General features: G+C 47.2%; 8 protein-coding genes, 1 tRNA gene, 6 rRNA genes and 2 pseudogenes. 12 read left to right on the forward strand and 5 right to left on the reverse strand.

Annotated features, from left to right (window positions below):
• Positions 1-105 precede the first annotated feature (105 nt).
• The 9 genes and pseudogenes from C9I43_RS18335 (at position 106) to C9I43_RS18375 (ending at position 11,991) form a co-directional block, all read left to right on the forward strand.
• Positions 106-3,010: ribosomal RNA gene (locus C9I43_RS18335) — 23S ribosomal RNA — on the forward strand.
• 183 nt (positions 3,011-3,193) lie between these two features.
• Positions 3,194-3,309: ribosomal RNA gene (gene rrf, locus C9I43_RS18340) — 5S ribosomal RNA — on the forward strand.
• A gap of 35 nt (positions 3,310-3,344) precedes the next feature.
• Positions 3,345-3,420: transfer RNA gene (locus C9I43_RS18345), tRNA-Thr, on the forward strand.
• Positions 3,421-3,457: 37 nt separating this feature from the next.
• Positions 3,458-3,573 (forward strand): 5S ribosomal RNA (gene rrf, locus C9I43_RS18350).
• Positions 3,574-3,746: 173 nt separating this feature from the next.
• Positions 3,747-4,737 (forward strand): annotated as a pseudogene (locus tag C9I43_RS18355) (IS630 family transposase).
• Between the two features lie 902 nt (positions 4,738-5,639).
• Positions 5,640-7,182, forward strand: a 16S ribosomal RNA gene (locus tag C9I43_RS18360).
• Between the two features lie 371 nt (positions 7,183-7,553).
• Positions 7,554-10,458 (forward strand): 23S ribosomal RNA (locus C9I43_RS18365).
• A gap of 183 nt (positions 10,459-10,641) precedes the next feature.
• Positions 10,642-10,757, forward strand: a 5S ribosomal RNA gene (gene rrf / locus C9I43_RS18370).
• The 16S, 23S and 5S rRNA genes sit together here, the layout of an rRNA operon.
• Before the next feature lie 146 nt (positions 10,758-10,903).
• A pseudogene (locus C9I43_RS18375) lies at positions 10,904-11,991 on the forward strand (IS630 family transposase).
• Positions 11,992-11,994: 3 nt separating this feature from the next.
• On the opposite strand, the gene C9I43_RS18385 reads toward C9I43_RS18375, so the two are convergent.
• The 4 genes from C9I43_RS18385 to purH all read right to left on the reverse strand — a co-directional run bounded on the left by C9I43_RS18385 (position 11,995) and on the right by purH (position 18,863).
• Positions 11,995-12,222 carry a hypothetical protein gene (locus tag C9I43_RS18385; protein ID WP_076499450.1) on the reverse strand — a complete coding sequence of 76 codons (228 nt, stop codon included), beginning with the start codon at positions 12,220-12,222 and terminating at the stop codon, positions 11,995-11,997.
• Between the two features lie 227 nt (positions 12,223-12,449).
• Positions 12,450-15,683, reverse strand: a complete 3,234-nt coding sequence (locus C9I43_RS18390; RefSeq protein WP_107885066.1) for an ImpA family metalloprotease — start codon at positions 15,681-15,683, stop codon at positions 12,450-12,452.
• 178 nt (positions 15,684-15,861) lie between these two features.
• A complete protein-coding gene (purD, locus tag C9I43_RS18395; protein WP_107885067.1) occupies positions 15,862-17,160 on the reverse strand; it encodes a phosphoribosylamine--glycine ligase in 1,299 nt (432 codons plus the stop codon).
• A gap of 71 nt (positions 17,161-17,231) precedes the next feature.
• On the reverse strand, positions 17,232-18,863 hold the full coding sequence (gene purH / locus C9I43_RS18400) for a bifunctional phosphoribosylaminoimidazolecarboxamide formyltransferase/IMP cyclohydrolase (protein ID WP_107885069.1): 1,632 nt from the start codon (positions 18,861-18,863) through the stop codon (positions 17,232-17,234).
• A gap of 340 nt (positions 18,864-19,203) precedes the next feature.
• On the opposite strand from purH, the gene zntR reads away from it, so the two are divergent.
• Positions 19,204-19,692 (forward strand): Zn(2+)-responsive transcriptional regulator, encoded by a 489-nt coding sequence (gene zntR / locus C9I43_RS18405; RefSeq protein WP_076499442.1) that lies wholly within the window; start codon positions 19,204-19,206, stop codon positions 19,690-19,692.
• A gap of 2 nt (positions 19,693-19,694) precedes the next feature.
• Positions 19,695-21,131 carry an SO_0444 family Cu/Zn efflux transporter gene (locus tag C9I43_RS18410; RefSeq protein ID WP_107885071.1) on the forward strand — a complete coding sequence of 479 codons (1,437 nt, stop codon included), beginning with the start codon at positions 19,695-19,697 and terminating at the stop codon, positions 21,129-21,131.
• 233 nt (positions 21,132-21,364) lie between these two features.
• Here C9I43_RS18410 and C9I43_RS18415 read toward each other — a convergent pair whose 3' ends face one another.
• Positions 21,365-22,531 (reverse strand): MFS transporter, encoded by a 1,167-nt coding sequence (locus C9I43_RS18415; RefSeq protein ID WP_107885073.1) that lies wholly within the window; start codon positions 22,529-22,531, stop codon positions 21,365-21,367.
• A 559-nt stretch (positions 22,532-23,090) separates the two neighbouring features.
• Here C9I43_RS18415 and C9I43_RS18420 point away from each other — a divergent pair.
• Complete coding sequence (locus C9I43_RS18420; RefSeq protein WP_107885075.1) at positions 23,091-24,491, forward strand: DASS family sodium-coupled anion symporter; 1,401 nt, start codon at positions 23,091-23,093, stop codon at positions 24,489-24,491.
• The last annotated feature ends 20 nt before the right edge of the window (positions 24,492-24,511 follow it).

The following is a 24,511-nucleotide window of genomic DNA, read 5'->3' on the forward strand; positions in this document are numbered from 1 at the left end:
GTATTTCACGTCTAAGGCGCGTCCACTTCCTGGTCGGGAGTGAGACAAGTAAAACCAAGCTGGTCGCAATGCGGCGCAGATGAGTGAAACTCATTTGGGTTGTATGGTTAAGCGACTAAGCGTATACGGTGGATGCCTTGGCAGTCAGAGGCGATGAAGGACGTAGTAACTTGCGAAAAGCGTTGGCGAGCTAGTAACAAGCATTTGAGCTAACGATGTCCGAATGGGGGAACCCAGCAGCATAAGCTGTTATCTGCACATGAATACATAGTGTGTAGAGGCGAACGAGGGGAACTGAAACATCTAAGTACCCTTAGGAAAAGAAATCAACCGAGATTCCCCTAGTAGCGGCGAGCGAACGGGGATTAGCCCTTAAGTCTATGGGGTGTTAGTGGAATGAGTTGGAAAGCTCAGCGGCACAGGGTGATAGCCCCGTACATGAAAACTAACCATAGATGAAAACGAGTAAGGCGGGACACGTGACATCCTGTTTGAATATGGGGGGACCATCCTCCAAGGCTAAATACTCCTGACTGACCGATAGTGAACCAGTACCGTGAGGGAAAGGCGAAAAGAACCCCTGTGAGGGGAGTGAAATAGAACCTGAAACCGTATACGTACAAGCAGTGGGAGCGGTTCTTGAGACCGTGACTGCGTACCTTTTGTATAATGGGTCAGCGACTTACATTTTGTAGCGAGGTTAAGCGAATAGCGGAGCCGTAGGGAAACCGAGTGTTAACTGCGCGTTTAGTTGCAAGGTGTAGACCCGAAACCGAGTGATCTAGCCATGGGCAGGTTGAAGGTTGAGTAACATCAACTGGAGGACCGAACCGACTAATGTTGAAAAATTAGCGGATGACTTGTGGCTGGGGGTGAAAGGCCAATCAAACTCGGAGATATCTGGTTCTCCTCGAAAGCTATTTAGGTAGCGCCTCGAGCGAATACCACTGGGGGTAGAGCACTGTTAAGGCTAGGGGGTCATCCCGACTTACCAACCCTTTGCAAACTCCGAATACCAGTGAGTACTACTCGGGAGACAGACGGCGGGTGCTAACGTCCGTCGTCAAAAGGGAAACAACCCAGACCGTCAGCTAAGGTCCCAAAGTACTAGCTAAGTGGGAAACGATGTGGGAAGGCTTAGACAGCTAGGATGTTGGCTTAGAAGCAGCCATCATTTAAAGAAAGCGTAATAGCTCACTAGTCGAGTCGGCCTGCGCGGAAGATGTAACGGGGCTAAGCTAGTCACCGAAGCTACGGGTGCGGTCCATTAGGACTGCGCGGTAGAGGAGCGTTCTGTAAGCCGTTGAAGGTGAAGGGGTAACCCACGCTGGAGGTATCAGAAGTGCGAATGCTGACATGAGTAACGATAAAGGGGGTGAAAAACCCCCTCGCCGGAAGACCAAGGGTTCCTGTCCAACGTTAATCGGGGCAGGGTGAGTCGACCCCTAAGGTGAGGCCGAAAGGCGTAATCGATGGGAAACAGATTAATATTTCTGTACTTCCGCTAACTGCGATGGAGAGACGGAGAAGGCTAGGCTAGCGCGGCGTTGGTAGTCCGCGTTTAAGGTGGTAGGTTGATTTCTTAGGCAAATCCGGGGAATCGCACTTTAGTGTGCAGACTGAGAGCTGATGACGAGGTCCTAAGGGACTGAAGTAGTTGATGCCATGCTTCCAGGAAAATCTTCTAAGCTTCAGGTTAGTGGGAATCGTACCCCAAACCGACACAGGTGGTCGGGTAGAGAATACCAAGGCGCTTGAGAGAACTCGGCTGAAGGAACTAGGCAAAATGGTACCGTAACTTCGGGAGAAGGTACGCTCCTGTTGGTGATGAGACTTGCTCTCTAAGCTGACGGGAGTCGCAGATACCAGGTGGCTGCAACTGTTTATCAAAAACACAGCACTGTGCAAACTCGCAAGAGGAAGTATACGGTGTGACGCCTGCCCGGTGCCGGAAGGTTAATTGATTGGGTTATCGCAAGAGAAGCTCATGATCGAAGCCCCGGTAAACGGCGGCCGTAACTATAACGGTCCTAAGGTAGCGAAATTCCTTGTCGGGTAAGTTCCGACCTGCACGAATGGCGTAATGATGGCCACGCTGTCTCCAGCCGAGACTCAGTGAAGTTGAAATTGCGGTGAAGATGCCGTATACCCGCGGCTAGACGGAAAGACCCCGTGAACCTTTACTATAGCTTGGCACTGAACATTGAACCTACATGTGTAGGATAGGTGGGAGACTATGAAGTTGTGACGCTAGTCATGATGGAGTCGTCCTTGAAATACCACCCTTGTAGTTTTGATGTTCTAACCGCGGCCCCTTATCGGGGTTCGGGACAGTGCCTGGTGGGTAGTTTGACTGGGGCGGTCTCCTCCCAAAGAGTAACGGAGGAGCACGAAGGTTGGCTAAGTACGGTCGGACATCGTACGGTTAGTGCAATGGCATAAGCCAGCTTAACTGCGAGACATACACGTCGAGCAGGTACGAAAGTAGGTCATAGTGATCCGGTGGTTCTGAATGGAAGGGCCATCGCTCAACGGATAAAAGGTACTCCGGGGATAACAGGCTGATACCGCCCAAGAGTTCATATCGACGGCGGTGTTTGGCACCTCGATGTCGGCTCATCACATCCTGGGGCTGAAGTCGGTCCCAAGGGTATGGCTGTTCGCCATTTAAAGTGGTACGCGAGCTGGGTTCAGAACGTCGTGAGACAGTTCGGTCCCTATCTGCCGTGGGCGTTGGATGATTGAAGGGAGCTGCTCCTAGTACGAGAGGACCGGAGTGGACGAACCGCTGGTGTTCGGGTTGTCATGCCAATGGCATTGCCCGGTAGCTACGTTCGGAATCGATAACCGCTGAAAGCATCTAAGCGGGAAGCGAGCCCTGAGATGAGTCATCCCTAGGAATTTAATTCCTCTAAAGAGCCGTTCGAGACTAGGACGTTGATAGGCATGGTGTGTAAGCGTTGTGAGGCGTTGAGCTAACATGTACTAATGACTCGAGAGGCTTAACCATACAACCCAGATGGGTTTTATATGGCCTTAGACGAATAGTGACACTTAATAAAGTGGTCATAAAATGCTCCTGCATTTATGACATCAAGTACATCCTTGTACTTGTCGAACTCAAGCAAGAAATCAGCTTTCCGAATTATTATTAGCGTGAGCCAGTGATGGACACGGTAATAAACAGAATTTGCTTGGTGACAATAGCCTTGTGGAACCACCTGATCCCATCCCGAACTCAGCAGTGAAACGCAAACGCGCCGATGGTAGTGTGGGGTCTCCCCATGTGAGAGTAGGTCATCGCCAAGCGCCTAATTATAATCGTAATCGATTAGTATAGAATTGCTGATATGGCTCAGTCGGTAGAGCGCATCCTTGGTAAGGATGAGGTCCCCAGTTCGATTCTGGGTATCAGCACCATTACAATCTAGTGTTTAATCCTAGAATACAGAATTTGCTTGGTGACAATAGCCTTGTGGAACCACCTGATCCCATCCCGAACTCAGCAGTGAAACGCAAACGCGCCGATGGTAGTGTGGGGTCTCCCCATGTGAGAGTAGGTCATCGCCAAGCGCCTAATTATCTCGATGAGATGTAACGAAGCCAGCTGAATAAGCTGGCTTTTTTGCATCTGTGATTTTAAGAAAGTAAGCGTTTAGCGAAGTACACCTAGCATCGATGTTCTGTAATACCACTTACTTTAATTATATGATCTAATAAGTCGTCACTTTCTCACCTTACAAAGTATCAACAAGCCCAATATCCTAGCCTTAGTTAAATCAGAGAAAAGCGCATGCGCTATCTTGCCTTATTGCATTTCACCGAAGGGCATTCTCGTACCGCTATTGCCACTATGCTGAAGGTCAGTAGAACCAGTGTTAATAAGTGGGTTACCACTTACCTTTCCCAAGGACTATCCGGCCTAGATGACAAGCCTAATCCAGGTCTGTCCTTGGCACAGCAAGCCAGTCTTAAAGCATTCGTACAGCAACGAAGTTTCTCTGAGCAAGGCGGGAGGCTCATGGCTAAGGATCTCAGCCATTTTTTTCAGTCTGAATTTGGCGTGACATTCAAACAAGCTAATATCTACCGTTTACTTCATTAATTGGGTTTTTCATGGATAACCACTCGCTCTCGCCACCCGAAACAATCGGAGGCTGTGTAAGCGGCTTTTAAAAAACTTCCTAATGGCAAAGATCCGTGACACCCCGGGGCATGTTGCACTCGCTCGCATTGATGTTTGGTTTCAAGATGAAGCCAGATTTGGTCAACAAAATACTACCCCCCGTATTTGGGCCAAGAAAGGGACGCGTCCACGCGCAGTAAGGCAGCAACAGTTTGAATCGGCGTATTTATATGGCACAGTGTGTCCTGCAACTGGCGCAACAGAAGCGATTATTGCCACATGCTAACAGCAAATACATGTACCAACATTTAAAGTTAATTTCTGCTGCAACGTCATTTGGGCGCCACGCCCTGATCATTATGGACGGCGCTGGCTGGCATCAACAAGCGTTAGCCGACGACTTTGATAATCTGACTGTCCTCAAGCTGCCTCCTTACTCACCCGAACTCAACCCCATAGAGCAAGTCTGGCAATGGCTACGCCAAAATGTGTTAGCCAATCGCTGTTTTAGTGGTTATGACGAATGCTCCATCGCATGGAGTAGCTTCATTGAGAAGAAAGAAAGGGTGAGCAAATTGTGCTTAAGACAATGGGCAATGTTGACCAGTTAATTAATACAAATGGTATTGATGTGTTCGCGCCCCATGTGATTAAGTGTGTTGAAGATCTTTAACATCAAGCTGCTTTTTAAAAGTGTCTTGAGTCATATTGAGTGGAGAGGGTGTGTGGTTAGCTATAAAGGCTCTGCTAAGGGCATCGGTACTCTGAGCAGAAAGATTTCTTGCTGCATAAAGACTATTTCCTTTGTTGGCGTTAGAACTACTGCATCTTAATAATACGCGATTAAATAATTTCTCTGCAGTTCACTGTTATAGCCTTTAAATATGTGATTTAGAATTTATAGGTTTAATGGTGTTAGGTTTATGAAATTGTACCCGCAAAGAGTCGTCTCGAAACATAATAGTGGGTAAGTCTGGGGGTAAGTTGTGGGTAGGGTGTGACTAGTGTAGATATCGGTAATTAATGGCTAATTTAGCGAAAAAAGCCCTTGCACAAAATCTCGCGCTGCCTATAATGCGCATCCACTGACACGGCAGACAGCGTTAAGCCGCCTGATGTGACAGTTCATCAATAAGTTTACTGATTGATGAGTGTTGAGAAAGTTTGTAAAAACTCCTTGACGCACAATGGGAAATGCGTAGAATACGCAGCCCTAGCCACCTGGAAGCATTTGATGCTCAGCGTGGTACTCACATTCTCTGATGAGATTGAGTTGCTCTTTAACAATATAAAACAAGAAATCTGTGTGGACACTCACAGGTGTTGAGTTAATCGAAACTGCTTAGCCTTCGGGTTGGCAGTCAAAAATTTAAATCAATGTAACAATGAGTGTTCATAGCAATATGTACAGTTTGTTTCTGCTTCCTTTATAGGGATGTGGAAACAAAAAATCAGAATTCATTGAGCCGCTGATTGGCTTCTTATTTATAAGAAGTTGAGAAGCAAAAAACTTTAATTGAAGAGTTTGATCATGGCTCAGATTGAACGCTGGCGGCAGGCCTAACACATGCAAGTCGAGCGGCAGCGCAAGGGAGTTTACTCCTGAGGCGGCGAGCGGCGGACGGGTGAGTAATACCTAGGGATCTGCCCAGTCGAGGGGGATAACAGTTGGAAACGACTGCTAATACCGCATACGCCCTACGGGGGAAAGAAGGGGACCTTCGGGCCTTTCGCGATTGGATGAACCTAGGTGGGATTAGCTAGTTGGTGAGGTAATGGCTCACCAAGGCGACGATCCCTAGCTGTTCTGAGAGGATGATCAGCCACACTGGGACTGAGACACGGCCCAGACTCCTACGGGAGGCAGCAGTGGGGAATATTGGACAATGGGGGCAACCCTGATCCAGCCATGCCGCGTGTGTGAAGAAGGCCTTCGGGTTGTAAAGCACTTTCAGTAGGGAGGAAAGGTAGCGTGTTAATAGCCCGTTACTGTGACGTTACCTACAGAAGAAGGACCGGCTAACTCCGTGCCAGCAGCCGCGGTAATACGGAGGGTCCGAGCGTTAATCGGAATTACTGGGCGTAAAGCGTGCGCAGGCGGTTTGTTAAGCAAGATGTGAAAGCCCCGGGCTCAACCTGGGAATTGCATTTTGAACTGGCGAACTAGAGTCTTGTAGAGGGGGGTAGAATTCCAGGTGTAGCGGTGAAATGCGTAGAGATCTGGAGGAATACCGGTGGCGAAGGCGGCCCCCTGGACAAAGACTGACGCTCAGGCACGAAAGCGTGGGGAGCAAACAGGATTAGATACCCTGGTAGTCCACGCCGTAAACGATGTCTACTCGGAGTTTGGTGTCTTGAACACTGGGCTCTCAAGCTAACGCATTAAGTAGACCGCCTGGGGAGTACGGCCGCAAGGTTAAAACTCAAATGAATTGACGGGGGCCCGCACAAGCGGTGGAGCATGTGGTTTAATTCGATGCAACGCGAAGAACCTTACCTACTCTTGACATCCACAGAAGAGACCAGAGATGGACTTGTGCCTTCGGGAACTGTGAGACAGGTGCTGCATGGCTGTCGTCAGCTCGTGTTGTGAAATGTTGGGTTAAGTCCCGCAACGAGCGCAACCCCTATCCTTATTTGCCAGCACGTAATGGTGGGAACTCTAGGGAGACTGCCGGTGATAAACCGGAGGAAGGTGGGGACGACGTCAAGTCATCATGGCCCTTACGAGTAGGGCTACACACGTGCTACAATGGCGAGTACAGAGGGTTGCAAAGCCGCGAGGTGGAGCTAATCTCACAAAGCTCGTCGTAGTCCGGATTGGAGTCTGCAACTCGACTCCATGAAGTCGGAATCGCTAGTAATCGTGAATCAGAATGTCACGGTGAATACGTTCCCGGGCCTTGTACACACCGCCCGTCACACCATGGGAGTGGGCTGCAAAAGAAGTGGGTAGCTTAACCTTCGGGGGGGCGCTCACCACTTTGTGGTTCATGACTGGGGTGAAGTCGTAACAAGGTAGCCCTAGGGGAACCTGGGGCTGGATCACCTCCTTACCTATACGACTAACTTAATGTTTGTTGAGTGTTCACACAGATTGCTTGTTTAACTTCTCTTAGGAGAAGCAGAGCGAAACATCCCTCTTGCAGGTAGATGTTGTTCTTTAACAATTTGGAAAGCTGATAGTGATTAACATGATGATGTCTGTCGTTATGTTAATTACAAACCGATGTAAGTGTGGAAACACTTGCATCATGAGTTCTCAAACACTTTATTAAGTGTCTTGAATATTCAAAGTGAAGTATTTTGCTGTGGTGGCAGAGTATTTCACGTCTAAGGCGCGTCCACTTCCTGGTCGGGAGTGAGACAAGTAAAACCAAGCTGGTCGCAATGCGGCGCAGATGAGTGAAACTCATTTGGGTTGTATGGTTAAGCGACTAAGCGTATACGGTGGATGCCTTGGCAGTCAGAGGCGATGAAGGACGTAGTAACTTGCGAAAAGCGTTGGCGAGCTAGTAACAAGCATTTGAGCTAACGATGTCCGAATGGGGGAACCCAGCAGCATAAGCTGTTATCTGCACATGAATACATAGTGTGTAGAGGCGAACGAGGGGAACTGAAACATCTAAGTACCCTTAGGAAAAGAAATCAACCGAGATTCCCCTAGTAGCGGCGAGCGAACGGGGATTAGCCCTTAAGTCTATGGGGTGTTAGTGGAATGAGTTGGAAAGCTCAGCGGCACAGGGTGATAGCCCCGTACATGAAAACTAACCATAGATGAAAACGAGTAAGGCGGGACACGTGACATCCTGTTTGAATATGGGGGGACCATCCTCCAAGGCTAAATACTCCTGACTGACCGATAGTGAACCAGTACCGTGAGGGAAAGGCGAAAAGAACCCCTGTGAGGGGAGTGAAATAGAACCTGAAACCGTATACGTACAAGCAGTGGGAGCGGTTCTTGAGACCGTGACTGCGTACCTTTTGTATAATGGGTCAGCGACTTACATTTTGTAGCGAGGTTAAGCGAATAGCGGAGCCGTAGGGAAACCGAGTGTTAACTGCGCGTTTAGTTGCAAGGTGTAGACCCGAAACCGAGTGATCTAGCCATGGGCAGGTTGAAGGTTGAGTAACATCAACTGGAGGACCGAACCGACTAATGTTGAAAAATTAGCGGATGACTTGTGGCTGGGGGTGAAAGGCCAATCAAACTCGGAGATATCTGGTTCTCCTCGAAAGCTATTTAGGTAGCGCCTCGAGCGAATACCACTGGGGGTAGAGCACTGTTAAGGCTAGGGGGTCATCCCGACTTACCAACCCTTTGCAAACTCCGAATACCAGTGAGTACTACTCGGGAGACAGACGGCGGGTGCTAACGTCCGTCGTCAAAAGGGAAACAACCCAGACCGTCAGCTAAGGTCCCAAAGTACTAGCTAAGTGGGAAACGATGTGGGAAGGCTTAGACAGCTAGGATGTTGGCTTAGAAGCAGCCATCATTTAAAGAAAGCGTAATAGCTCACTAGTCGAGTCGGCCTGCGCGGAAGATGTAACGGGGCTAAGCTAGTCACCGAAGCTACGGGTGCGGTCCATTAGGACTGCGCGGTAGAGGAGCGTTCTGTAAGCCGTTGAAGGTGAAGGGGTAACCCACGCTGGAGGTATCAGAAGTGCGAATGCTGACATGAGTAACGATAAAGGGGGTGAAAAACCCCCTCGCCGGAAGACCAAGGGTTCCTGTCCAACGTTAATCGGGGCAGGGTGAGTCGACCCCTAAGGTGAGGCCGAAAGGCGTAATCGATGGGAAACAGATTAATATTTCTGTACTTCCGCTAACTGCGATGGAGAGACGGAGAAGGCTAGGCTAGCGCGGCGTTGGTAGTCCGCGTTTAAGGTGGTAGGTTGATTTCTTAGGCAAATCCGGGGAATCGCACTTTAGTGTGCAGACTGAGAGCTGATGACGAGGTCCTAAGGGACTGAAGTAGTTGATGCCATGCTTCCAGGAAAATCTTCTAAGCTTCAGGTTAGTGGGAATCGTACCCCAAACCGACACAGGTGGTCGGGTAGAGAATACCAAGGCGCTTGAGAGAACTCGGCTGAAGGAACTAGGCAAAATGGTACCGTAACTTCGGGAGAAGGTACGCTCCTGTTGGTGATGAGACTTGCTCTCTAAGCTGACGGGAGTCGCAGATACCAGGTGGCTGCAACTGTTTATCAAAAACACAGCACTGTGCAAACTCGCAAGAGGAAGTATACGGTGTGACGCCTGCCCGGTGCCGGAAGGTTAATTGATTGGGTTATCGCAAGAGAAGCTCATGATCGAAGCCCCGGTAAACGGCGGCCGTAACTATAACGGTCCTAAGGTAGCGAAATTCCTTGTCGGGTAAGTTCCGACCTGCACGAATGGCGTAATGATGGCCACGCTGTCTCCAGCCGAGACTCAGTGAAGTTGAAATTGCGGTGAAGATGCCGTATACCCGCGGCTAGACGGAAAGACCCCGTGAACCTTTACTATAGCTTGGCACTGAACATTGAACCTACATGTGTAGGATAGGTGGGAGACTATGAAGTTGTGACGCTAGTCATGATGGAGTCGTCCTTGAAATACCACCCTTGTAGTTTTGATGTTCTAACCGCGGCCCCTTATCGGGGTTCGGGACAGTGCCTGGTGGGTAGTTTGACTGGGGCGGTCTCCTCCCAAAGAGTAACGGAGGAGCACGAAGGTTGGCTAAGTACGGTCGGACATCGTACGGTTAGTGCAATGGCATAAGCCAGCTTAACTGCGAGACATACACGTCGAGCAGGTACGAAAGTAGGTCATAGTGATCCGGTGGTTCTGAATGGAAGGGCCATCGCTCAACGGATAAAAGGTACTCCGGGGATAACAGGCTGATACCGCCCAAGAGTTCATATCGACGGCGGTGTTTGGCACCTCGATGTCGGCTCATCACATCCTGGGGCTGAAGTCGGTCCCAAGGGTATGGCTGTTCGCCATTTAAAGTGGTACGCGAGCTGGGTTCAGAACGTCGTGAGACAGTTCGGTCCCTATCTGCCGTGGGCGTTGGATGATTGAAGGGAGCTGCTCCTAGTACGAGAGGACCGGAGTGGACGAACCGCTGGTGTTCGGGTTGTCATGCCAATGGCATTGCCCGGTAGCTACGTTCGGAATCGATAACCGCTGAAAGCATCTAAGCGGGAAGCGAGCCCTGAGATGAGTCATCCCTAGGAATTTAATTCCTCTAAAGAGCCGTTCGAGACTAGGACGTTGATAGGCATGGTGTGTAAGCGTTGTGAGGCGTTGAGCTAACATGTACTAATGACTCGAGAGGCTTAACCATACAACCCAGATGGGTTTTATATGGCCTTAGACGAATAGTGACACTTAATAAAGTGGTCATAAAATGCTCCTGCATTTATGACATCAAGTACATCCTTGTACTTGTCGAACTCAAGCAAGAAATCAGCTTTCCGAATTATTATTAGCGTGAGCCAGTGATGGACACGGTAATAAACAGAATTTGCTTGGTGACAATAGCCTTGTGGAACCACCTGATCCCATCCCGAACTCAGCAGTGAAACGCAAACGCGCCGATGGTAGTGTGGGGTCTCCCCATGTGAGAGTAGGTCATCGCCAAGCGCCTAATTATCTCGATGAGATGTAACGAAGCCAGCTGAATAAGCTGGCTTTTTTGCGTCTATGATTTGGTATAATACCAATCCGTATTATACCAATTACTTTAATTATATGATCTAACAAGTCGTCACTTTCTCACCTCACAAAGTATGAATAAACCCAATATCCTAGCCTTAGTAAATCAGAGAAAAGTGCACGTAAACGTATGCGCTATTTTGCCTTACTGCATTTCAACCGAAGGACATTCTCGTACCGCTATTGCCACTATACTGAAGGTCAGTAGAACCAGTGTTAATAAGTGGGTTATCACTGACCTTTCCCAAGGACTATCCGGCCTAGATGACAAGCCTAATCCAGGTCTGTCCTTGGCACAGCAAGCCAGTCTTAAAGCATTCGTACAGCAACGAAGTTTCTCTGAGCAAGGCGGGAGGCTCATGGCTAAGGATCTCAGCCATTTTTTTCAGTCTGAATTTGGCGTGACATTCAAACAAGCTAATATCTACCGTTTACTTCATCAATTGGGTTTTTCATGGATAACCACTCGCTCTCGCCACCCGAAAGAATCGGAGGCTGTGCAAGAAGCTTTTAAAAAACTTCTTAATGGCAACGATCCGTGAGACCCCGGGCATGTTGCACTCGATCGCATTGATGTTTGGTTTCAAGATGAAGCCAAATTTGGTCAACAAAATACCACTACGCGACTATGGGCAGCAAAAGGCTCAAGGCAAGGGGCCGTCGACAACAGCAATTTAAGTATGCTTATCTCTTTGGTGCTGTGTGCTCAGCAACGGGTGTAACAGAAGCGTTGGTCACACCCTTTGTTAATCAAGATGCGATGAGGCAACACTTAACGCTAATATCAGAGGCAATTCATTCGGATAGATATGAACTTGTTATCATTGATGGCGCGGGCTGGCATACGGATTTTTTTGATTCATTGCGGATTGAATTAACCGATGACAATGTCGCTGTGACGGTTATTTGTCCTGATTTTATGGTGTCACAAATCCATAAGCGTGCTTTGGATGGTACAGGTAAACCGCTGGGGAAATCTCCCATGCAAGAAACTAAAATTCTTACTGCTGAACAATGTGCTGAGATGATATTGCCCGTTATAGCAACGCGAGGTCGTTTGCTGATCACCTCGTTACGTGGGTGTTTAGGGTGCTGGCTTAAATTAATCGCGCCAAGATTAATCGACAAAATTGCCCGCAGAGCTATCGCCTCCGGGCATTAAAGTCTATTTGTCGTTTTTATTAAGATGGTTAACTATGGTCTGTGTGGCCTCATTTTGAGTCGCTTTTTCACTGTCAGTATCGATATTCGCGGTTGCACTATAGCCGGTCATATCCTCTGCAATATGCAGCCAGTCTTGGTGCCAGTAAAAGCTGGCGCCTTCTAAGGTTTGCCAGTTATGTACGCCAGCCTTTTCACCTTTATAAATAAGATCTTTTACTGAGTACCCCATATGTTCACCTCATTGATTTTATGATTATTTAAATTATAAGCAGATAGATGGTGCCCGTCATCTGCCGAGATAAATGGGATTTAGCTCACAAATTTGAGCGAAACAAACCCCGTTTATACGAGGTTTATAGCGGTGGGTCTATTTAATTAGAGCTCGGGATAGTGGCTGTGGTAACGGGTTAATCCTATCCACAAAACTCACTCTACAGAGCTGGTTTCTTATCACAACTAAGGTTTTACGCACTGTAAAGGCGAGCCAGCACCTTTCCACTGCGTAGTTCCCTCGCTTAGAGATAAAGGTATAAAGGTTAATCCTTGGCTCATATTCGCAGGGGGCAAATCTGTTTCTAACTCATACATGCCCATAGGCATAGTGCCTGATGTTGCGTTGGCGATGGTTTGTCCGGCTGCAAGGCTTGAGTAGCGCAAACCCAACAGATCAAAATGGCTACGCCAATCTTTGCCTGTGAGCTGACTTAATGACACCAACATGAAGTCGTTGCCCGGTATATCCCTCACAGCTTTGCCACCATAGACGCCATGACCATCAAACGGAAATTGGCTAAAGCCCAGTTTGCTGCGGTTTGCTTCCCAATCATTGGCGTTATTGGCATATTTGCTAAAAATGCGACTGTGTTGATATAGCAAGGTAAACAGGTTAAAGCCATTTTCCAATGTGGTGCCATCGTTCAGCGTCATGCCGTGTGCCTTTAGCGCCATTTGGATATAAAACGCCATGCGATAGCCGTTATGTACTGCATAAGCATTGCTGGCCCAGGGCGCTGTGTATCTGTCTTCACCGCTATCGAGCACTTTACAGTTAGCGCCAAACACTACGCGTTTGCCGCTGGTGTCTGTCGTGCCTGCGGCATCAGACATAAATACATAAAATAGGTCTTTGTGGTTCATGTGGCCATCGGTCACTGTGCCTGTATTGCCATCACGTTGGTAGTGAGTTTTCCACTTCACCACATAGGGAAAAATATTATTAGAGTTTTCCCCAGCGCGACTGCCATAGCCTGCCCAGTTGTCACTGTCACCTGCCGCGGCATATTGTACATTCAGGCGATTAGTTTGCAGATTATGGCCTAACTCATGGTTATCACCCCAACCTGTTGGGTCGATATTCCAGGCAGCGTCCCAAGGATTACCGCTACAACCTGCGCCGCATTGGGCATTTTGGTCATAATTAGCGTGTTGAATAATGGTGCGAGTATGCAAATTATTGTCGATACAATCGTCGCCAAAGAGTCCTTTGCAGGCTGATAGTACATCACTTGGTAAGGATTCACTTAAACTTTTACCCTGTATTTTGAGCCCTGCAAGGGTGTAAACGCTGTTGATATGGTCGCCGACAATACTGTTGAGTAGCGCGTTGACGTCGATAATTTTACCGCCGATAGCATTCATAAAGCGGTCGCGCCGCAGATGCTGCTCTGCGCCATCGGTACGTAAGTCTACATGGGGTAATTCAGTTTTTTGAATACGATCATTAAAGGCTGCGATTTCAGTGGGGTTTGAGAAATCCATCACGGTCGGATGTTGTGCCACATGCTCAGCATTGACATCAACAGTTAGCGTGCCGCCATTACCACTCGAAGCATTACCGCTGATGTATAGATAAATCGGCCCGCCGTAAGGGGACGAAAACTCCAAGCTTTGCCCTTGTACTAACCGCAGGCGTTGCTGCGCTAGCTCCAATGGGCCGCGATAAGTTTTCTGTTCATAGGCGCGGTTAGTATTACGTCTATGATAGTTGAGTTTTATCTCTACATTGGCAGTGCTACTGTCGAGGCGAGTGAGTTTGATGGTTTGGCCCGGTAGAGCATACCAGCCGGTGGTCGTCCATTGGTCGGCATAAGGTACGCTAATGGTTTTTTGCTCGGAGATGGTGGCAGGGTAAGCGTAATGGGCATTATTGCCCTTGCTGAGATTAGCACTATCGGTAACATATTCCCCCAAATCAGGCTGGGCTAAGTTATGGGCGCGGGCATAACTTATTGTCCAGTCGGCAAATAGAGCCTGCTGCCACTGGGCGTATTCGTTATAGGCAATAGGGTAATCAATTTCGCTACGGTATTTATCGGCGAGCAGCAGTCCAGCTTTCATTAAAGGGAACTCAGCTTTGGTAAACACATCGATAGCATGGTTATCTAAGGTTACGGCATTGGCTCGATACCAATCGGCACCAGCTTTGAATGAATCAACAAAAGCGGGCGCATTGCAGCTCAAATAATTGCTACCACAATCGTTAAGCACTGAGGTATCAAAGCGGCTCTCCCTAAGTTTACCAAGTAGAGCATTCACTTTGGTCAGGGTTGTATCTTCGGCCAAAACATCAGTCACTCTGAGGTTATTAGCATTGAGTTTTGACCAGTAATTGCCTGCGGTCGACAGCCCCATATCAACGTAAAGTGGTGAGAGCATTGGGCTTTCATCACGCCAGTAATTAGAGAGCAGCAAGGGAATACCCGCCGCCTTAGCTTTAGCTATAGCAGCTTTTATACCGGCAAAACCCAGTGATTGACGGTCGATATCGCTAATCACAATCAGATCTGGTTTAAGCGTTTCGATACAGTTGCTTAACTGGCTGTAGTCACAGGTATTTGCGGCATTAATACTATGGGCATCTGGGTAGTTTTTGGTGAGCCAAGTGCGGATCCCCTCATTATGAGGAAAGTACCAACTGTCGGTGGCGCTTGGCATTTGGGCGGTGACTATACTGAATACATCGGTGCTGAGGCCGCTGGTTTTATCGGCGCCTTTGGTCAGCCAGCCTAAAAGGTTTTTCAGCAAAGCATCGGTTTGAGCAGAGGTATTAACGGAAAAAATATTTTCCGCCATAGCGGCATATCTCTGTCCCTGTTGCTCACCCGCCATCACTAAACCGCGCACTACGCTTGCGCCATTTGCGTCAATATTTGAAGGCAGTACAGTGAAAGTGTTTTCCGGCATAAAGCTCGAAAAAGTAATGGAGTCATGGCTCGGGTGCCAAGTTATGCTGTTACCTACTCCTTGATATAACTGTTTTATCTGGGCTTTACGATTAATGTCGATATTAGCGAGTTTAGCAATACTGAAATCAATTAACTCAGTTGCGCTCGCAAGCGTATGGTCTTGATATTTGATGGCTTTTTCGGCATTGGAAATAAATATCGGTGTGATAGTGCAATCAGACACCATTGCCGCAGTTGTGTAAGTCAGCTCATTAAGATTGCCCCCACAGCCGGTTACGCCATCGAGTGTAAAACCGCTATTGGCAATAACGCTAAAAATAGCGCTGTTGCCTGATGCGACTTTTTGGCTATTGGGGCTTAGTACGCCGCCCGTGGCTGCTACGCTGCTGGCGGTATATTGCGTTACAGGTGGTTGGACTGGGGGCTGAGTGGTGCCCGCGTCCTCAGAACCCCCACATCCGCTAAGAAGTAGAGTGATGGTGGCATAAAACAGTCGAATCCTCATGGGAGTCCTTGGTATTTTCGGGCTTTATATTTGGCTGGTATTGTATATTGCCATTATCATTTTAAATAGATTTAATCCTGTTATTTTATTTAAAATCATGTGCTTATAATTGACGCCGCGTCAAAATACAGGCATAAAAAAACCGGTAAGATACCGGTTTTTTTAAATGGTTTAATTATTAACCTTGTTGCTCACGCGCAATGGCGCGATAACCAATATCGGTACGGAAATACACATCATCCCAGTGAATCTCATCAACTAATTTATAAGCGGCTTTTTGCGCTTCAGTCACTGTATTGCCAAGGGCCGTTGCGCACAGGACGCGGCCACCGTTAGTGACCACGTGGCCGTCTTTTATTTCAGTACCGGCATGGAATACTTTGCCGTTATTGTCACCAAGGCTTAGACCGTCAATCACATCAAACTTACGGTACTCATCAGGGTAACCGCCTGCGGCTAACACCACACCCACGGCGGCGCGCTCGTCGTACTCGGCTGTGACTTTATTTAACTCGCCGCGGGTGGCGGCTAAGCACAGTTCAACGATATCAGACTGTAAACGCATCATGATAGGCTGCGTTTCTGGATCGCCAAAGCGGCAGTTATATTCAAGCACTTTAGCGCTGCCATCTGGCGAGATCATTAAACCGGCATACAAAAAGCCAGTGTAGACATTGCCTTCGGCGGCCATACCATCAACCGTTGGGCGAATAACGTTATTAATCGTCCAGTCGTGCACTGCTTGAGTGACTACGGGGGCAGGCGAGTAAGCGCCCATGCCTCCGGTATTTGGGCCGTAGTCGCCGTTATCACGCGCTTTATGATCTTGGCTAGTGGCCATTGGCAAAATATTTTTGCCATCGACCATTACGATAAAGCTGGCTTCTTCGCCTTTAAGAAATTCTTCAATTACCACGCGCGAACCCGCATCACCGAACTTGTTACCGGCGAGCATGTCATCAATCGCAGCATCGGCCTCTGCTTGATTTAACGCGATGATAACGCCCTTACCCGCGGCTAAACCGTCGGCTTTAATCACAACTGGATAACCAGTGGTCGCGGTTAATTCGCGCACAAACGCTTTGGCATCGTTAATGTCAGTACAGTTTTTATAACCCGCCGTTGGAATATTGTGGCGTGCTAAAAAGTCTTTGGTGAAAGCCTTTGAACCTTCAAGTTGCGCTGCGGCTTTAGTGGGGCCAAATATCGCTAAACCTGCGGCATTGAATGCATCAACCACGCCCATCACTAATGGCGCTTCTGGGCCAACGATAGTTAATTCGATGTTGTTGGTTTGGGCAAATGCGAGCAGAGCAGGAATGTCGGTGGCGCTGATCGCCAGATTTTCAACATTAGGCTCTAAGGCTGTGCCGGCATTGCCTGGCGCCACATAGACAGTTTCAACTTGAGTCGATTGAGCTGCTTTCCACGCTAGGGCATGTTCGCGGCCACCGCCACCAATGATTAACACTTTCATGGTTAAAACTCCCACACATCGTAAAAGAAAATGCCCTAAATCATTAGGGCTAAGTTTGATTTAATTGGTGATTAATGACGGAAGTGGCGCATGCCTGTCATTACCATCGCCATACCGTGCTCGTCGGCTGCGGCAATGATTTCAGCATCGCGCATTGAGCCACCCGGTTGGATGATGCAGCTAATACCCGCAGCAGCTGCGGCATCGATACCGTCACGGAATGGGAAAAAGGCATCGGAGGCCATCACAGAGTTCACCACTTCTAAACCTTCGTCAGCAGCCTTGATACCGGCGATTTTAGCGCTATAAACGCGGCTCATTTGACCAGCACCAACGCCGATAGTCATGCCGTCTTTGGCATAAACGATGGCGTTAGATTTAACGAATTTAGCCACTTTCCAGCAGAACATTAAGTCTTTCAACTCGCTTGCTGTCGGTTGACGTTTAGAAACGACTTTAATGTCTTCTAAACCAACCATACCCTGATCGCGATCTTGTACTAACAGGCCACCGTTAACGCGTTTGTAATCTAGGCTTTGAGTTTTCGTTGCCCATTGACCGCATTCTAATAGGCGCACATTGGTTTTTTTGGCAATCACATCTCGCGCCGCTTGGCTTACGCTTGGGGCAATAATGACTTCAACGAATTGGCGTTCCACGATAGCGCTGGCAGTCGCGGCATCTAACTCGCCGTTGAAGGCGATGATGCCACCAAAGGCTGATGTTGGGTCAGTTTGATAGGCACGGTTATAGGCATCGAGTAAATCTTTCCCTAATGCAACACCACATGGGTTAGCGTGTTTAACGATAACACACGCAGGCTCACTGAATTCTTTTACGCACTCAAGAGCGGAGTCAGTATCGGCAATGTTGTTGTAAGACAAAGCTTTGCCTTGTAATTGAATCGCGGTAGCCACAGAGGCTTCATCAATTTTGGTGTCAACGTAAAATGCCGCCGTTTGATGGCTATTTTCGCCATAGCGCAAATCTTGTTTTTTGATTAATTGGGTATTGAAGGTGCGTGGGAATTTTGAGCTTTCAACGGATAGGGAGTCTTCAGCGCATTCGTCAGTGCTATGGGCTGGAACCCTATGCATTGGAACCATAGTACCGAAGTAGTTGGCAATCATGCCATCGTAACCCGCAGTATGCTCAAAGGCCGCAATAGCTAAGTCGAAACGAGTCGCATGGGTGGTGCTACCATTATTCGCTGCCATTTCCGCTAGTACACGGTTGTAATCGGCTGCATTAACCACAATGGTGACATCTTTATGGTTTTTTGCTGCTGCGCGTACCATAGTCGGGCCGCCAATATCGATATTTTCGATAGCGTCTTCTAAGGTGCAACCGGTTTTAGCCACAGTGTCGGCGAAGGGATAAAGATTAACCACAACTAGATCGATAGCATTGATGTTGTTATCGGCCATTACACTTTCATCAAGACCACGGCGCGCCAAAATGCCGCCGTGCACTTTGGGGTGCAGCGTCTTAACACGACCGTCCATGATCTCAGGGTGTCCTGTATAATCAGATACTTCGATAACAGGCACGCCGTTATCGGCTAACAGGCGCGCAGTACCGCCCGTTGATAGTAACTCGACACCTTGAGCGTGCAGGGCTTGGGCGAACTCGAGCATTCCGTTTTTATCTGAAACGCTAAGCAGCGCGCGACGAATGGGTCTGGCATTATTGGCAGCAGTCATTTGGGTACAGGGTCCAGTTATTTTAGTTTCAAGGATCTTTCGGAAAACAGAACGAGCTCTGTATTATTCTGCTTTCCAAAAGTCCCTTGGTTCTACTGTTTGACTTTTATCCCACCGTCAGGCGCGCACATTCTAGCGTAAAACTGCTTTTGCGGGTGTTTTTTCTATGTGATTTCACAATATTCATATCAGAACAAAGCCGCACTAATAAAGGAGTGCTGTGTAATGTATTAATTACCTCTTGACCTTGGAGTAGGCTCCAAGGTTTATACTTGCTAACATTGAATGTTGTGCTAGAAATATTCCTTACGTTACGGCGTATTTCGCAAAGGATAAACACATGTACCGTATTGGTGAATTGGCAGATTTGTGTGAGGTGAAAGCCGACACATTGAGATTCTATGAGAAGCACGGCTTACTTACGCCCTCGAGTCGTACTGAGTCTGGTTATCGGGTATATACCCAGGATGATGCTGCGCGCCTGCGTTTTATTTTACGGGCTAAAGCAGTGGGTTTTACCCTAAATGAAATCAGTGACTTACTCTCGATTGAACTCGACAAATCTAACCGGGTCTGCGCTGATGTAAAGGGCATGGTGGATATTAAATTGGCACAAGTTCAGGCCAAAATGGCGGAGTTAACGCATTTTCAAACCAGTTTACAAAGCCTGTCTGATGCCTGTTGTGGTGGGCCACGTAGTGCTGAACATTGCTCCATTTTAGAGGCGTTAGAGTCAAGTACCGAGCGAGTACGGGCAGAGTATCATTCTCATCGACATGAACATCACCATGCCCACAGTAAAGCAACCTATAAAGAGTCAGGGAATTAATTATGTTACTGAAAAATTTTATTGATCTATTTTTAGAGTCTGCTCCGTGGTTATTACTGGGCTTAATACTGGCTGGGTTATTAAAAGTATTTGTGCCCATGGCGTGGATGCAAAAACAACTGGGTGGACACGGCTTTAAAACCGTGGTTAAGGCAGCAATGTTAGGCGCTCCTTTACCCTTATGTTCTTGCGGGGTGATCCCCGCCGCCGTAGGGCTGCGACGTGCAGGGGCATCGAAGGCCGCGACTACGTCATTTCTGGTATCCACTCCTGAAACGGGCGTTGACTCGATTGCCGTTTCCTACGTGTTGCTTGGCCCTTTTATGGCAATTATCAGGCCGATTGCAGCTATTTGTAGCGCGATTGTGGCGGGATTATTGGTTGGCCGCGATGACGACGATGGTAAACCTACCACGGCTAAGTCTGCAGCTAAGATAGATAATGAAGTACCGACAGCATCTTGCTGTGGGCCTAAGGCTGAGACTAAAGAGGTTACGGCAGAGCCAATTCAAAGTTGTTGCTCATCACCAGTAAAAGAACCCATTAAAGCGGACTCTTGTTGCAGTAGTGAGAAAAAGGCCACAATCAAAATGACGCCAATGGCGGCATCTAGCTTGATGAACAGCAATGCCAGTGCTTACACAAATGTAAGTCATGTTAGCGTGATAAAAACTGAGAAAACCGGAAGCTGTTGCAGCACTGCGGCACCAGTCATGCCTGAAAAAATCGTAGTGGTGAAAAAGGGCGCGTGTTGCGACACCTCAACTAAGGTTAGTGCAGATGCGAGTGCGGTTCATCATCAAGGTGAGGCCGATAGTTGCTGTGCATCAACCCAAGATATTGCCACTGAGTTAAAATCGGAATCGGTATTAACACGCGTAGTAGTGGGCCTTAAATATGCGGCGACGGATTTGGTGCGTGATACGACCCTGTGGTTGCTGGTAGGGCTCTTCTTTGCTGCATTAGTACAAACCTATGTCCCTGGTGACTTTTTAGCAAAATGGGGGGATGGAATTCTGGCGATGTTGGTCATGGTGCTAATCTCGGTGCCTATGTATATTTGTGCTACGGCATCAACGCCTATTGCGGCAGGATTGTTACTTGCAGGTGTATCACCCGGCGCTGTATTGGTATTTATGATGACGGGCCCAGCAACCAATATTGCGACCTTAGGCATAGTGACGAAAGAATTGGGTAAGCGTGCGTTATGGGGATACCTTGGTGGTGTTGTCGGCGTGGCGTTAATCGCAGGTATGTTAGTCAATTATTTGGTGGCAACGTTTGGATTTGTGGTGATGCCACAAATAGGCGAGCACCACGAAATATTGCCTGAATGGTTAGTGACGGCTTCGGGAATATTACTCGCGTTACTAATGGCAAAAGTGATATTTGAGAAGATCCCAAGGAGCTGGCTACGCCGCAGTGATTGTTGCTCTTAGCCGACCCAATATATTCAATATTAGCGTTCAACATAGTCACAAGATTTAACGACTAAATAAAAATCCCCAGTGTTAGCGCTAACACTGGGGATTTTTATATCTAAGATTAATCTGGATGCCAGCTTATAAGAATCGTTTATAAATTAGGTATATGCCAGCATTCTCACGTAATACTTTTATCGGTTCTGTGCAGAAATCCTAAGCTTAAATCAAAACCCTTAAGTGAGTACGACTCATGGCGCCGATAAACGCGGTCTAGTGTTAACCAATAATTTGCCGCCGAGATAAATGCTGGTCAACATGAAGCTTGCGCCTAAATACAACAATAAACCGTGCTCCATTTGCTCAAAACTTATCGCCACTAAGGGACCTATCACTGAGCCGACAGAATAACTCAGTAACATCATTTGCGCCGCTGAAACCATTTGGTTACTAGGTAAGTTGTCACAGGCTAAGCTAATTGCAATCGGGTAGAGGGCAAATGCACAGGCGCCAAGTAATATAAAACCTATGCTAAGGCTCACGATTGAGTGTTGCGTTAGCAAAAATATTGCGGCAGTGCCGAGTAAACAAAAAATGGCCATTAAACCATTCTTAAGTACACGTGGAGACAAATAACTCACTAAAGGTTGTACTAACATACCGCCCATGATGATAAGGGCCATAAATAAGCCCGTTTGCTGATCCAGCCCCATATCTTGGGATACATAGATAGGTAATAAACCATAAATAGGACCTAGTAAAAAACCTGAGACTAGGCAGCCTAAGATAGCTGACTTACTCAAAGTTTTTAATGCCGACAACGAAATAGAATGCTGTTCACTGGCCTGTGGTTGTCCACGTTTTACCAGTAAAGCTGGTAAACTTGCAGCGGCTAACAAACCCATTATAACAAGATAGGGTAAATGCCCTGTAGTACCTAAGTAATCTATGGCTAATTGGCCTATGGCTGTTCCGCCGTAAAGCGCAGTCATATAAAGGCCCAATCGTTTAGCGCGTTGCTTTTGGGTGTCTGCCATTAATAGCCAAGATTCAACCACGACAAAGACCCCTGCAACGGCAAACCCAGCAATAAACCTCGACAACAACCACATCCAACTTTGTGGCACTAATATCATAGCCACAACACTGCAAAGCAGGATATTAAGAAAGAGGATAAAAGCCTTACTATGGCCGATTCGCGTCACGATAGATGCAATACAAGGTGCACCAAGTAGTAGGCCGAAATAGAAAATACTCGCCAGTAAAGGTGCGAGTGAGGCGTTTAGTTCGAAAAAGGTAAGCGATAACGGGATCAGGCTCATTAAATAACCAGAGGCCAATGCAAATAAACTTAAGCCAACGACGGGGACGAATATGCTGGTTTTGTGAGTAGATTGACTTAACGCGATGTTTTCCACTGTATGCCCTAAAACGGATAAAAATAAAGCGAAAGGTGCTTAGGGGCGCGACTTTAGGACTAATTTAGAACAGGGTAAAGTGAGTTAGATTGACTGTATCGGTGAATAATATTTGTGTTTGTTTTTCAGGGGGACATTGCGTTTTAAATGTGTATATTTTGAAGCGTAACTGTAACGTAGCTAGTGCTTTAGCTTATCAGCTTAGACGTGAATAAAATACATGTTGCTTGGTAGACTGCCAGCAACAAGCGTTTGATCAAAGCTTAATTTGGTCATTATCACTTTGGTGAAATCTGAAGCTAGATCAATGTCACAGTTTTAAACAGTTATTCTATTACAGCTTTAAGTTGGTTTAGCTCATTCTTTATCCGTTTGAAAGTTAAAAACATAACTTTAAGATCGAAAATAGGTAAACTAAGCGGCTAATTGCAAGTTTATGTGCGTGATATCAGTAAAGTTTGTTGTTGCTCTGTAGTAAAAACACAAAATAAAGCGCTTTGCTCAGTGTGATCTATGCCCTAAATTTGCACCAAAATAAAATGGTATTAAGGTTGTAACCATGTCTGTAACACATTCAAGTACAGTTCCCCCTAATAAGTCCCCTACCAGTGATGAACTTGATAAGAAAAAAATGCTGATCCTCGCGGCAGATATTGTGCTGTTATTTGCACTACATTATGGTCTGCCCTTTGATCAAGGAGTGAATACCGGATTAGCGATTCTGGTTTTCTCTGCCATTCTTTGGCTTTCCGAAGCCATCCATATCAGTATTACTGCGATTTTAGTGCCTATTCTAGGCGTATTCTTTGGCGTATTTGAAACCAAAGAGGCGATGAGTAATTTTGCCAATCCGGTTATTTATCTCTTTTTTGGTGGCTTTGTACTGGCGGCGGCTTTGCATCATCAAAAGATTGATACTTTAATTGCGCAAAAGCTGTTGGTGGCCTCTAAAGGTAGATTAAGCGTTGCCTGCTTTATGTTGTTTGGCGTCACCGCACTGTTGTCTATGTGGATAAGTAACACGGCGACCGCAGCCATGATGCTACCGCTAGCTTTAGGTATTTTGTTGCAACTAGATAAAGCTAAATACCACAGGACCTATGTATTTTTACTGCTAGGGATTGCTTACTCGGCCAATATTGGCGGCATGGGTACTCTCGTCGGTAGCCCGCCTAATGCGATTGCTGCTGCGCAGGTAGGCCTAACATTTAGTGATTGGCTTAAGTTTGGGATCCCAACTGTTATTGTGATGCTGCCGCTAATGTGGCTAGCCTTATACTGGTATTTTAAGCCGGATCTATCTGCCAAAATTGAGATCAAGCGAGAAAGTAACGCATTGACTAATCAAGGTAAATTAACCTTGATGATATTTTTTATCACAGTGTGTTGTTGGATATTTAGTGTTCCGCTAGCTGAAGCCTTAGGTGGCATTTCTCAGCTTGATACTGTGGTCGCGCTAAGCGCTGTGGTGGTATTAGCTGGTTTAGGTTTAGTCGGCTGGAAGAAAATTGAATCGACCACTGACTGGGGTGTATTAATCTTGTTTGGCGGTGGCTTAACTTTAAGTGCCATCTTAAAAAGCACCGGCACGAGCGTATTTTTAGCTCACTTTATGACAGACATTTTTGGTAGCACACATATGTCGTTATTTGTGTTTGCTGTGATTGCGTTTGTCGTAATGCTCACCGAGTTTGCCAGTAATACCGCTAGCGCCGCATTATTAGTACCCGTGTTTGCCGCGATTGCCGAAGCATTGGGTGTGTCGCCTGTGATGTTATCTGTGATGATAGGTTTAGCGGCATCCTGTGCTTTTATGCTGCCAGTGGCAACGCCGCCCAATGCAATAGTGTATGGCTCTGGCTATATTAAGCAGTCTGAAATGGTGCGAGTTGGTATGATTATCAATATTATCAGCATGGTCGTGCTGAGTATTATTGCTCATGCATTTTGGGATATCTAAACTTACCTATTTATACGCTT

The organism is Shewanella morhuae (genome assembly GCF_003028295.1).
Classification (GTDB): Bacteria; Pseudomonadota; Gammaproteobacteria; order Enterobacterales; family Shewanellaceae; genus Shewanella; species Shewanella morhuae.

Bases quoted from the DNA above. Each gene is read 5' to 3' on its own strand.
- C9I43_RS18385 (WP_076499450.1), bottom strand. From the start codon at position 12,222: ATGGGGTACTCAGTAAAAGATCTTATTTATAAAGGTGAAAAGGCTGGC.
- zntR (WP_076499442.1), top strand. From the start codon at position 19,204: ATGTACCGTATTGGTGAATTGGCAGATTTGTGTGAGGTGAAAGCCGAC.
- C9I43_RS18410 (WP_107885071.1), top strand. From the start codon at position 19,695: ATGTTACTGAAAAATTTTATTGATCTATTTTTAGAGTCTGCTCCGTGG.
- C9I43_RS18390 (WP_107885066.1), bottom strand. From the start codon at position 15,683: ATGAGGATTCGACTGTTTTATGCCACCATCACTCTACTTCTTAGCGGA.
- purH (WP_107885069.1), bottom strand. From the start codon at position 18,863: ATGACTGCTGCCAATAATGCCAGACCCATTCGTCGCGCGCTGCTTAGC.
- purD (WP_107885067.1), bottom strand. From the start codon at position 17,160: ATGAAAGTGTTAATCATTGGTGGCGGTGGCCGCGAACATGCCCTAGCG.
- C9I43_RS18420 (WP_107885075.1), top strand. From the start codon at position 23,091: ATGTCTGTAACACATTCAAGTACAGTTCCCCCTAATAAGTCCCCTACC.